Origin of the sequence: Gordonia sihwensis NBRC 108236 (assembly GCF_000333035.1) — a bacterium.
GTDB classification, from domain to species: Bacteria; Actinomycetota; Actinomycetes; order Mycobacteriales; family Mycobacteriaceae; genus Gordonia; species Gordonia sihwensis.
On the sequence record NZ_BANU01000003.1, the window covers coordinates 21,161 to 32,812 of the forward strand.

Genomic DNA, 11,652 nt, shown 5'->3' on the forward strand with positions numbered 1-11,652 from the left:
CTTGGCTCCGCCGGTCGATCGTGCGCGCCCTCAGCGTGTGTTACTCGACGCTTCTGACGTCGGGCGCACGGTGGCACGCATGGCACATCAAGTGATCGAGAAGACCGCTCTGGACGCTCCCGACGCCCGTCGGGTCCTGCTCATCGGTATCCCCACGCGGGGCACCTCGCTGGCAGTGCGGCTGGCCGAGCGGATCGCCGAGTTCTCCGGCGTCCGGGTGCCGACCGGCTACCTCGACATCACGCTCTACCGCGACGACCTTCGCGACAAGCCCCATCGCCCGCTCGAACGGACGCTCGTCCCCGAGGGCGGCGTCGACGGCGCGCTGGTGATCCTCGTCGACGACGTCCTCTTCTCCGGCCGCACCGTGCGCGCCGCGCTCGACGCGCTGCGCGATCTCGGCCGTCCGTCCGCGGTGCAACTCGCGGTGCTGGTCGATCGCGGCCACCGGGAGTTGCCCCTGCGCGCCGACTACGTCGGCAAGAACGTCCCGACCTCCCGGGACGAGGACGTCGAAGTCCACCTGGTGGAGCACGACGGGATCGACGAGGTGGTGCTCCGATGAAGCACCTGCTCTCCGCCGCCGACCTGTCCCGCGGCGACGCGCTCGACATCCTCGACGAGGCCCAGCGGTTCGAGCAGGCGCTCGCCGGCCGTGAGGTCCGCAAACTCCCCACCCTCCGCGGCCGGACGGTGATGACCGTCTTCTACGAGAACTCGACGCGCACCCGCGTCTCGTTCGAGGTCGCCGCCAAGTGGATGAGCGCCGATGCGATCAACGTCAGCGCATCGAGTTCGTCGGTCAACAAGGGCGAGTCGCTGCGCGACACCGCCAAGACGCTGCGCGCCCTCGGCGCGGACGCCCTGGTGGTGCGGCACCCGGCATCCGGCGCGGCCGCCCAGGTGGCGCGGTGGACCAACGACGGCAGCGATGTCACCGGCCTGCCGACCACCGGCCCGTCGGTCATCAACGCCGGCGATGGCACGCATGAACACCCCACGCAGGCGCTCCTCGACGCCTACACGATTCGCCAGCGTCTGGGCGGTTTCGAAGGTCGCCGCGTGGCGATCGTCGGCGACATCCTGCACTCGCGCGTGGCGCGGTCGAACGCCCGGCTGCTCGCGACCCTCGGTGCCGAGGTGGTCCTCGTGGCACCGCCGACCCTGCTGCCGACGGGCGTGCAGACGTGGCCGGTCCGGGTCGCCACCGATCTGGACGCCGAGCTTCCGGCCGCGGACGCGGTGATGATGCTCCGGGTCCAGGCCGAACGCATGAACGGCGGATTCTTCCCGAGCGCGCGCGAGTACGCGGTGCGCTACGGGCTCTCGGACACCCGCATGGCGATGCTGCGCGACGACGCCGTGGTGCTGCATCCAGGCCCGATGCTGCGCGGCATGGAGATCGGCTTCAACGTCGCCGACACCCCGCAGGCCACCGTCCTCGAACAGGTCCGCAACGGCGTCCACGTCCGCATGGCGGTGCTGTTCCGCCTCATCGCGGGAGCCGAGGAGTCCATCGGCGGACCCGACAGCAGAACACCCGACAGCAGCGCCCCCGACGATTCCCGAGGAGTGAAGTAGTGTCCGTCACCGGTTCGGTCCTGATCACCAACGTCCGGCCCTACGGTGACGGCGACCCGGTGGATGTCGCCGTCGTCGACGGCGAGATCACCGCGATCGGCGCCGGCCTGCCGGCTCCCGAGGGGGCGGACACGATCGACGGCGGAGGCGGCGTACTGCTTCCCGGCTTCGTCGATCTGCACACGCATCTGCGCCAGCCCGGCCGCGAGGACACCGAGACCGTCGAATCGGGCTCGCGAGCGGCGGCGCGCGGCGGCTACACGGCGGTCTTCGCGATGGCGAACACGGACCCGGTGGCCGACAACGCCTCGATCACCGATCACGTGTGGCGCCTCGGCCGGGAGATCGGTCTGGTGGACGTGCACCCGGTGGGTGCGGTCACCGTCGGACTCGCCGGCGAGCAACTCGCCGAGATGGGCATGATGGCCGACGGCGACGCTGCGGTGAAGCTGTTCAGCGACGACGGGAAGTGCGTGCACGATCCGGTCATCATGAAGAGGGCGCTCGAGTACTCGAAGGGGCTCGGAGTGTTGATCTCGCAGCACTCCGAGGATCCGCGGCTGACTGTGGGAGCCGTCGCGCACGACGGTCCGACCGCCGCGCGGCTGGGTCTGACCGGCTGGCCGCGTGCCGCCGAGGAGTCGATCGTCGCGCGCGACGCGCTGCTGGCGCGCGATGCCGGGGCCCGGGTGCACATCGCGCACGCGTCCACGGCGGGCACGGTCGAGCTGATCCGCTGGGCCCGCGGCCAGGGGATCGAGATCACCGCGGAGGTCACTCCGCACCACCTGCTGCTGGACGACTCGCGGCTGGAGACCTACGACGGCGTCAACCGCGTCAACCCGCCGCTGCGCGAGGAGACCGACAAGACGGCGTTGCGGGCGGCACTCGCCGACGGGATCATCGACTGCGTCGCCACCGACCACGCACCGCATGCGGCGCAGGAGAAGTGCTGCGAGTTCTCGCAGGCGCGACCGGGGATGCTGGGTCTGGAGACGGCGCTGTCGATCGTGGTGGAGACGATGGTCCGGCCCGGACTGCTCGACTGGCGCGGCGTCGCGCGAGTGATGAGCGAACGGCCGGCGCAGATCGTCGGCCTCGACGACCAGGGGCGGCCGATCGCCGTCGGTGAGCCGGCGAATCTGACGATCATCGATCCGGACGGTTCGTGGGAGGTCCGCGGCCAGACACTGGCCAGCAAGTCCGGCAACACCCCCTACGAGTCGATGCGGCTGCCGGGCGTCGTGCAGGCGACGGTCCTGCGCGGTCGGGTCACGGCGGCGCGGGGACCCGCGGCGCTCGACGACACGGTCTTTGACCCGGCGTTCGGCGAGACGGCGGGTGAGTGGCGGTGAACGAGGTCCTGTACTACGTGGTGGTCACCGTCGTCGCCCTCGCGGTGTGGCTGACGCTGGTGGCGATGGTGGTGCGCGGCTGGCGCAACCGGGGCCGCAGGCAGGCGGAGAGCGTCGGAGAACTGCCGGTGGCGCCCGCCGACCCGGGAGAGCTCATCCGCGGCCCGCACACCGGCCTGTACCTCGGCAGCACGATGGCGCCGAGCTGGCAGAACCGCATCGCGGTCGGCGACTTCGGAGACCGCGCCAACGCTCAGCTGTCGGCGTTCCCGGCCGGATTGCTCATCGAGCGCTCGGGCGCCTCGCAGATCTGGATCCCCGAGGAGTCGATCGTGGCGGTCCGCACCGAACGCGGGCTCGCGGGCAAGGCGATGAGCCGCGACGGTGTGCTGGTGATCCGCTGGGCGCTGCCGACGGGGATCCAGGTGGACTCCGGGCTGCGCGCCGACGACAAGTCGGTCTATCCGGAGTGGGTGGCGGCCTACGAGGAGATCACCGAGAAGGCTTTCCGCGAGCTCGAACTCACGGACGAACATGAATCTGGCACCAAGAAGACGAAGAAGAGAGACAAGTGATGAACAAAGCGGTGATGGTGCTGGAGAACGGCCAGGTTTTCACCGGTCAGGCGTTCGGCGCCACGGGACGCACTCTGGGCGAAGCGGTCTTCTGCACCGCGATGACCGGATACCAGGAGACGTTGACCGACCCGAGTTACCACCGGCAGATCGTCGTCGCGACGGCGCCGCAGATCGGTAACACCGGCTGGAACACCGAGGACAGTGAGAGCCTGCTCGGCAAGCGTTCGTCGGTCCGGTGGTCGGCGGACTTCATCGACCACCAGGATCCGGGGAAGATCTGGGTTGCCGGATACGCGGTCCGCAACCCCACGCGACGCGTCTCCAACTGGCGAGCCGGCTCGTCGCTCGAAGACGAGCTGATCGGTCAGGGAGTGGTCGGCATCGCGGGCATCGACACCCGCGCACTGGTGCGCGTGCTCCGGGACAGCGGATCGATGCGCGCCGGGATCTTCTCCGGCGATGCGATCGGCAGCACCGAGGAGATGCTCGACGCGGTCCGCGCCCAGCCGTCGATGGCCGGTGCCGATCTCGCGGCGCAGGTCAGCACGTCCGAGCCGTACATCGTCGAGGCGGCCGGCGGGGAGGCGAAGTTCACCGTCGCCGCGCTCGACATGGGCATCAAGGCCAACACCCCGCGCATGCTGGCCGCCCGCGGAGTGGAGGTGCACGTGCTCCCGTCAGACGCCACCTACGCCGACATCCGCGCTCTGAACCCGGACGGTTTCTTCCTGTCGAACGGGCCGGGCGACCCGGCGACCGCCGACGCGGCCGTCGCGCTGACCAGCGAGGTGATCGACGCGGGACTGCCGACGTTCGGCATCTGCTTCGGCAACCAGATCCTGGGACGGGCCTTCGGCCGCAGTACCTACAAACTCAAGTTCGGTCACCGGGGCATCAACATCCCGGTCCTCGACACCACCACCGGCCGGGTCGCCATCACTTCGCAGAACCACGGCTTCGCCCTCGAGGGCGAAGCGGGCGAGGAGTTCGACACCGACCTCGGCCGTGCCCGCGTCTCCCACGTCTGCGCCAACGACGGCGTCGTGGAGGGTGTGGAGCTGCTGTCCGGCCAGGCGTTCTCCGTGCAGTACCACCCGGAGGCCGCGTCCGGACCGCACGACGCCGCCAATCTCTTCGACAAGTTCGTCAACGTGATGGAGAACTCCGCCATGAAAGGAACCCGCGCGTAATGCCTCGCCGTACAGACATCTCCCACGTTCTGGTGATCGGGTCCGGCCCGATCGTCATCGGCCAGGCCTGCGAGTTCGACTACTCGGGCACCCAGGCCTGCCGGGTGCTCAAGGCCGAGGGCCTGCGCGTGTCGCTGGTCAACTCCAATCCGGCCACGATCATGACCGATCCCGAGTTCGCCGACGCCACGTACGTGGAGCCGATCACTCCGGAGTACATCGAGAAGGTCATCGAGACCGAAGCCGCCGGCGGCCACCCGATCGACGCCGTGCTCGCGACCCTGGGCGGTCAGACCGCGCTCAACGCGGCGGTCGGCCTGCATGAGAAGGGCATTCTCGCCAAACACGACATCGAGCTGATCGGCGCCGACTTCGACGCCATCCAGCGCGGCGAGGACCGCCAGATGTTCAAGGACATCGTCACCGAGATCGGTGGCGAGAGCGCCCGCTCGCGGGTCTGCCACACCATGGAGGAGGTGCACGCGACCGTCGAGGAGCTCGGCTACCCGGTGGTGGTGCGGCCGTCGTTCACCATGGGCGGACTCGGCTCCGGCATGGCCTACGACGAAGCCGATCTGGACCGGATCGCCGGCGGCGGCCTGGCGGCCTCGCCCACGGCGAACGTCCTGATCGAGGAGTCCATCCTCGGCTGGAAGGAGTACGAGCTCGAGCTGATGCGCGACAACAAGGACAACGTCGTCGTGATCTGCTCGATCGAGAACGTCGATCCGGTCGGTGTGCACACCGGCGACTCGATCACCGTCGCACCCGCGATGACGCTGACCGACCGCGAGTACCAGATCATGCGCGATCAGTCGATCGCCATCCTCCGCAAGGTGGGCGTCGACACCGGCGGTTGCAACATCCAGTTCGCCCAGAACCCGCGCGACGGCCGACTGGTGGTCATCGAGATGAACCCGCGAGTGTCGCGCTCGTCGGCGCTGGCGTCGAAGGCGACCGGCTACCCGATCGCCAAGATGGCGGCCAAGCTGGCCATCGGCTACTCGCTCGACGAGATCATGAACGACATCACCCGGGTCACGCCCGCGTGCTTCGAGCCGGCGCTCGACTACGTGGTCGTCAAGGCTCCGCGTTTCGCGTTCGAGAAGTTCCCGGGCGCCGACGACACGCTGACCACCACGATGAAGTCGGTGGGCGAGGCGATGAGCCTGGGCCGCAGTTTCGCCGAGGCCTTCGGCAAGGTGATGCGATCACTGGAGACCAAGGCGGCGGGCTTCTGGACCGAGGCCGACCGGCCCGACCCGGCGACCATCGACACCGAGGCGCTGCTGTCGGAGGTGTCGGTCGGCAGGGACGGCCGCATGTACAAGATCATGCTGCTGCTGGAGGCGGGCGTCGGCATCGACCGGATCTACGAGGCGACCTCGATCGACCCGTGGTTCCTGGCCGAGATCGACGGCATCCGACAGATCGGTCACGAGGTCCGCGACGCCGAGAGCCTCGACGAGTTCACCCTGCGGGTCGCCAAGAGCAACGGACTCTCGGACCGCCAGATCGCAGTCCTCCGCGGTACCGACGAGGACGCGATCCGCGAACTGCGGACGGGCATGGGCGTGCGCCCGGTCTACAAGACGGTCGACACGTGCGCCGCCGAGTTCGAAGCGAAGACCCCGTACCACTACAGCTCCTACGAGCTCGATCCGGCGGCGACCACCGAGATCGCCGCGCAGACCGAACGGCCCAAGGTGCTGATCCTGGGCTCGGGACCCAACCGAATCGGCCAGGGCATCGAGTTCGACTACTCCTGCGTCCACGCCGCGCTCACGCTGTCGGAGGCCGGCTACGAGACGGTCATGGTGAACTGCAACCCGGAGACGGTCTCCACCGACTACGACACCGCCGACCGCCTGTACTTCGAGCCGCTGACCTTCGAGGACGTCCTGGAGGTGTACCACGCCGAATCGCAGTCGGGCACCGTCGCGGGCGTCATCGTCCAACTCGGCGGGCAGACTCCGCTGGGGCTCGCCGCACGGCTCGAGGCCGCGGGCGTGCCGATCGTCGGCACCAGCCCGGCCGCCATCGATCTGGCGGAGGACCGCGGCGAGTTCGGCAAGGTGCTCGTCGAGGCGGGCCTGCCCGCACCGCAGTTCGGGACCGCCACCACCTTCGAGGGCGCCAAGGACATCGCGGCCGGAATCGGCTACCCGGTGCTGGTCCGCCCGTCGTACGTGCTCGGCGGCCGCGGCATGCAGATCGTCTACGACGAGCAGGGGCTGGCCGACTACATCGCGAACGCCACCGAGATCTCCGACGACCGCCCGGTGCTCGTCGACCGGTTCCTGGAGGGCGCTGTCGAGATCGACGTCGACGCGCTGTGCGACGGTGACGAGGTCTACATCGGCGGCATCATGGAGCACATCGAGGAGGCCGGCATCCACTCAGGCGACTCGGCGTGCGCGCTGCCCCCGATCACGCTCGGCGCCGATGTGGTGGAGCGGGTGCGGACCTCGACCGCGGCGCTGGCCAGGGGTCTGGGCGTGCGCGGCCTGATGAACGTTCAGTACGCGCTCGCCGGCGACGTGCTGTACGTGCTCGAGGCCAACCCGCGGGCGAGCCGCACGGTGCCCTTCGTCTCGAAGGCCACCGCGGTGCCGCTGGCGAAGGCGTGCGCGCGAGTCATGCTGGGCATGTCGATCGCCGAACTGCGCACCCAGGGCATCCTGCCCGCGGAGGGCGACGGTTCGGTCACCCCGGCGAACGCCCCGGTGGCGGTCAAGGAGGCCGTGCTGCCGTTCAACCGCTTCCGGCGGGAGGACGGGACCGGCGTCGACTCGCTGCTGAGTCCCGAGATGAAGTCGACCGGTGAGGTCATGGGACTCGACGACGATTTCGGCCGCGCCTTCGCCAAGTCGCAGGAGGCGGCCGGGGGAGCGCTCCCTCGCTCGGGCACGGTCTTCGTGTCGGTGGCCGATCGCGACAAGGCCTCGATCATCTCCCCGATGAAGCGCCTCGCCGACCTGGGCTTCACCGTTCTCGCCACCGGCGGTACCGCGGACGTGCTGCGCCGCAACGGTATCCAGGTGGAGACCGTGCGCAAGTACTTCGAGGCCAAGGAGGGTGAGCGGACCGTCATCGACGCCATCAGAGAGCGCAAGGTGGACCTCATCATCAACACGCCGTTCGGCACCGCCGGACCGCGCGTCGACGGGTACGAGATCCGTGCCGCCGCGATCGCCGCGACGGTGCCGTTCATCACCACCGTGCAGGGTGCGGGCGCCGCGGTGCTCGGCATCGAGGCGACGCTGAACGCCACGATGAGCGTGCGATCACTGCAGCGCCGCCACGCGGAGATGCAGGCGGGCAAGTGATGGAAGCTGTCAAGTGATAGAGGCGACGGCACGATCGTCCGGTTTCGCGGCGCGATACCGGGCGGTCGTCGCCGAGCGCGGACGGCTGTGCGCGGGAATCGACCCGCACGCGGCGCTGCTCGAGCAGTGGGGTCTGCCGGTGACCGTCGACGGGCTGCGCGCCTTCGCCGACGCCTGCGTCGAGGGCCTCGGTCCCACCGCCGCCGTCATCAAACCGCAGGTCGCCTTCTTCGAGGTCTTCGGCGCCGCGGGCTTCGCGGTCCTGGAGGATGTGATCGCCGGCTGCCGAGAGGCGGGGGCGGTGGTCCTCGCCGACGCCAAGCGCGGCGACATCGGCTCCACCATGGCGGCGTACACCGCGGCATGGCTCAACGACGCGTCGCCCCTGTGCTCCGATGCGGTGACCCTCTCGCCGTACCTGGGTTTCGGATCGCTCGAACCGGCTGTTCACAAGGCGCGGACCACCGCGCGCGGCGTCTTCGCCCTCGCCCGCACCTCCAATCCCGAGGGCGGCTCGGTGCAGACGGCCGACGCCGGCGGTCGGACCGTCGGACAGTCGATCGTCGACGCCGCCGCGGAGGTGAACGCCGATGGCTCCGGAACGGTCGGCGTGGTGGTCGGCGCGACACGCGAACACGGATTGGATCTGAGCCGTCTGGCCGGTCCCGTGCTGTCGCCGGGATTGGGCGCCCAGGGCGCCACCGCGGCCGATTTGGCCCGGATCTTCGACGGTTCGGATCCGTCGTGGCTGCTGCCGGCGGCCAGCCGCAGCATCCTGCGCGCGGGACCCGATCCGGCGGCCCTCGCGACTGCGGCGTCCGCGACCCGAGACGAGGTCGAGGCGGCGCTGCGGTAGCCGCTCACCACTGACGCGACACTCGACGACGGAACCCCCGTCCCGGACGGGGGTTCCGTCGTCGAACATCGCGGCTGTGCGGGGTCTGCGGGTTTCGCGGATGGCGCGGAGCCTCGGGGCCGTTCAGTAGCGGCCGATCTCCTCGCGGAAAGCGGCGATCGCGGGCCAGGTCTCCTGTTCGGCGATGGCCCCGGTCAGCAGTCCGAGGTGGCTGGTCTCGACGGTGTGGAACTCGGCGTGGACGGAGTCGGTGAACAGGCTCAGTCCGTGCTCGGCCGCCGCGTGGCTGACGATCGCGTCACGGTGCGAGCCGGCCATGAACACCGGCGCCGTGATGGACGTGAGATCGACGGTGACCGATCCGAAGTGCAGTTCGCCGCGTGCGATCTCATCGCGCAGGATGAGATTCACCAGCATCTGCTCGCTGACCTTTCCCGGGTAGCCGGGCAGCGAGTTCTGGAAGCGGTCGATCACCTGCATGCGGACCAGCGCGTCGGTGTCTCGGAGGTTCGCCAGGATGTACTGAGGCTTGCGCAGTTCGCGATCCCACGAGCTCGCTCGGTAGGCGAGTTGTACGGCGATCGACGGGATGCCGCCCAGCGCGCGGAGCAGATAGGTGACCGGCTTGCCCTGCGTGGGGCCGAGCAACCTCCGGAGCAGGGGATAGGGCTCGATCTTCTGGTAGTTGAGCGGTGTGCCGACGGTGATGACCGAGCGGATCGGCAGGTCGCGCTGTGCGGCCGCGGTCATCAGCGACAGGGTGCCGCCGAGGCTCCAGCCCATGAGGTCGACCGCGTCCGGCCCGGCCCGGAAATCGTCGATCACCTCGCCGATCGCGCGGGGGATGAAGGTGCCGAAGTAGTCCTCGAAACCGAGCCGGCGGTCGGCGTAGCCCACGTCGCCGAAGTCGATGACGTACGGAACGGTACCGGTGCCGAGCAGGAACTCGACCACCGAGTTGCCCGGCTGGGCGCCGGGTGCCAGGTCGTAGCAATGGGCGGGCACCGCCAGCGGCGGGACCAGCAGCACCGGGACCTGACCGGACTCCCGAGCCGCCCGGAGTTGGTCCGCTGAACCGAAGCGGATCAGCTTGGCGTGCGGACGTTCCGAGAGCACCACCGACTCGCTGGCGCTGGACGGGGCGAGGTCGTCGGTCAGGACACGAGCAAGGGTTCGAAGGTCACTGAGCATGGAGGGCACGGTACCTTGTGCCGCATCCGCCGTCGCACGCCGTGTTGTTCCCGGACGATCGATGTGGTTCCGAGGTGATCGGCGCTCTCCTGCGACACCGAGTGCGGGCGCGCCCGGTGCGCTTCACCGGAAACGGCGGCGGAGCGGGTACCGTTTGTGCTGGTCCGATTGCATGGGACTCCGATTGCATGGGACAAGGCGTCGAGCGTTAGGCTGGATCCGATTCGCTCGTAGGGGCCGCACGGCCCCGAAGCGGAAAAACACGAGATGTTCGTATAGCGTCGCGTGGACAAACCGAACTGTAGACACGAAAGACGGAGGAACCGTGGCTCTTCCCCAGTTGACCGATGAGCAGCGCGCTGCAGCGCTCGAGAAGGCGGCTGCCGCTCGCCGGGTGCGCGCGGAGCTCAAGAACCGCCTGAAGAGCGGCGGCACCAACCTGCAGCAGGTGCTGGCCGACGCAGAGAACGACGAGATCCTCGGCAAGATGAAGGTCTCGGCCCTTCTCGAGGCCCTGCCGAAGGTGGGCAAGGTGAAGGCGCAGGAGATCATGACCGAGCTGGAGATCGCTCCGACTCGTCGTGTCCGCGGTCTCGGTGACCGCCAGCGCAAGGCGCTTCTCGAGAAGTTCAGCTCCTGAGCGTGACCCGGGAGCACACCCGACGGAGGGGCCGACTGGTTGTACTGGTCGGCCCCTCGGCTGTCGGAAAGTCGACCGTCGTCGCACGGCTGCGCGAGCTCGTTCCCGATCTGTGGTTCAGCGTGTCGGCGACGACCCGCGATCCGCGGCCGGGTGAGGTGGACGGTCACGACTACCACTTCGTGAGCCGAGAGAAGTTCGACTCGATGATCGAGAACGGCGAACTCCTCGAATGGGCCGACATCCACGGAGGACTGCAACGTTCGGGAACACCCGCGGCTCCGGTGCGCGAGGCCCTCGAGTCCGGCTCGCCCGTGCTGCTGGAGGTCGACCTGGTGGGATGCCGCAACGTGGTGACGGCGATGCCGGAGGCGACGACGGTGTTCCTGGCGCCGCCGAGCTGGGAGACTCTGGTGGAGCGGCTGACCGGCCGCGGCACTGAATCCCAGGAGGTGATCGACCGTCGACTGGAGACGGCGCGGTCGGAGATGGCCGCCCGCGAGGAGTTCCAACACGTCGTGGTGAACGACGATGTCGACGCGGCCGCCGAACAATTGGTAAACTTGCTGGTTGGGCCGCCGTTAGAGGAGCAGACCCAAGCAGAGACTTCGCAGGAGAATTGAGTGAGCACTCAGACCGAGACCGAATCAACCGTGGTTGTGGACGAGCCCGTCTACGACGCCCCGCTGGGTATCACCAATCCGCCGATCGACGAACTGCTCGAGCGCACCTCGTCGAAGTACGCCCTGGTGATCTACGCGGCCAAGCGCGCCCGGCAGATCAACGACTACTACAACCAGCTCGCCGAGGGCATCCTCGAGTACGTCGGCCCCCTCGTGGAGCCGGGCGTCCAGGAGAAGCCGCTCTCGATCGCGATGCGTGAGATCCACTCGGACCTGCTCGAGCACACCGAGGGCGAGTAGGCCCCACAG

Annotated in this window: 11 protein-coding genes; 10 read left to right on the top strand and 1 reads right to left on the bottom strand. The window is 69.0% G+C overall.

Annotated features, from left to right (window positions below; genetic code table 11):
- Position 1 precedes the first annotated feature (1 nt).
- Genes pyrR through pyrF form a run of 7 tightly spaced genes read left to right on the top strand, consistent with a single transcriptional unit; the run spans position 2 to position 8,889 of the window.
- On the top strand, positions 2 to 565 hold the full coding sequence (gene pyrR / locus GSI01S_RS02620) for a bifunctional pyr operon transcriptional regulator/uracil phosphoribosyltransferase PyrR (RefSeq protein ID WP_006894804.1): 564 nt from the start codon (positions 2 to 4) through the stop codon (positions 563 to 565).
- Positions 562 to 1,581 carry an aspartate carbamoyltransferase catalytic subunit gene (locus tag GSI01S_RS02625; RefSeq protein ID WP_006894805.1) on the top strand — a complete coding sequence of 340 codons (1,020 nt, stop codon included), beginning with the start codon at positions 562 to 564 and terminating at the stop codon, positions 1,579 to 1,581. Before pyrR ends, GSI01S_RS02625 begins: the two co-directional genes overlap by 4 nt.
- Positions 1,581 to 2,936: a dihydroorotase gene (locus GSI01S_RS02630; RefSeq protein WP_006894806.1), complete on the top strand. Its 1,356-nt coding sequence runs from the start codon at positions 1,581 to 1,583 to the stop codon at positions 2,934 to 2,936. Before GSI01S_RS02625 ends, GSI01S_RS02630 begins: the two co-directional genes overlap by 1 nt.
- Positions 2,933 to 3,511 carry a PH-like domain-containing protein gene (locus GSI01S_RS02635; protein WP_039866783.1) on the top strand — a complete coding sequence of 193 codons (579 nt, stop codon included), beginning with the start codon at positions 2,933 to 2,935 and terminating at the stop codon, positions 3,509 to 3,511. Before GSI01S_RS02630 ends, GSI01S_RS02635 begins: the two co-directional genes overlap by 4 nt.
- Positions 3,511 to 4,704 (top strand): glutamine-hydrolyzing carbamoyl-phosphate synthase small subunit, encoded by a 1,194-nt coding sequence (gene carA / locus GSI01S_RS02640; protein ID WP_006894808.1) that lies wholly within the window; start codon positions 3,511 to 3,513, stop codon positions 4,702 to 4,704. Before GSI01S_RS02635 ends, carA begins: the two co-directional genes overlap by 1 nt.
- Positions 4,704 to 8,033 carry a carbamoyl-phosphate synthase large subunit gene (gene carB / locus GSI01S_RS02645; protein ID WP_006894809.1) on the top strand — a complete coding sequence of 1,110 codons (3,330 nt, stop codon included), beginning with the start codon at positions 4,704 to 4,706 and terminating at the stop codon, positions 8,031 to 8,033. Before carA ends, carB begins: the two co-directional genes overlap by 1 nt.
- A 13-nt stretch (positions 8,034 to 8,046) precedes the next feature.
- Positions 8,047 to 8,889: an orotidine-5'-phosphate decarboxylase gene (gene pyrF, locus GSI01S_RS02650; protein WP_006894810.1), complete on the top strand. Its 843-nt coding sequence runs from the start codon at positions 8,047 to 8,049 to the stop codon at positions 8,887 to 8,889.
- A 123-nt stretch (positions 8,890 to 9,012) separates the two neighbouring features.
- Here the strand turns inward: pyrF and GSI01S_RS02655 are convergent, their stop codons facing one another.
- A complete protein-coding gene (locus GSI01S_RS02655; RefSeq protein ID WP_006894811.1) occupies positions 9,013 to 10,080 on the bottom strand; it encodes an alpha/beta fold hydrolase in 1,068 nt (355 codons plus the stop codon).
- 325 nt (positions 10,081 to 10,405) lie between these two features.
- Between GSI01S_RS02655 and mihF the strand changes: the two genes are divergently transcribed.
- The 3 genes from mihF to rpoZ are packed head-to-tail and all read left to right on the top strand — an operon-like array spanning position 10,406 to position 11,643.
- Positions 10,406 to 10,720 carry an integration host factor, actinobacterial type gene (gene mihF, locus GSI01S_RS02660; protein WP_006894812.1) on the top strand — a complete coding sequence of 105 codons (315 nt, stop codon included), beginning with the start codon at positions 10,406 to 10,408 and terminating at the stop codon, positions 10,718 to 10,720.
- 2 nt (positions 10,721 to 10,722) lie between these two features.
- Entirely contained in the window at positions 10,723 to 11,343 is a 621-nt protein-coding gene (gmk, locus tag GSI01S_RS02665; RefSeq protein ID WP_006894813.1) for a guanylate kinase, read from the top strand.
- The gene (gene rpoZ, locus GSI01S_RS02670) at positions 11,344 to 11,643 is read left to right on the top strand and encodes a DNA-directed RNA polymerase subunit omega (RefSeq protein ID WP_006894814.1); all 300 of its coding nucleotides are present in this window, start codon (positions 11,344 to 11,346) and stop codon (positions 11,641 to 11,643) included. It abuts the gene before it with no gap.
- Positions 11,644 to 11,652: the final 9 nt, after the last annotated feature.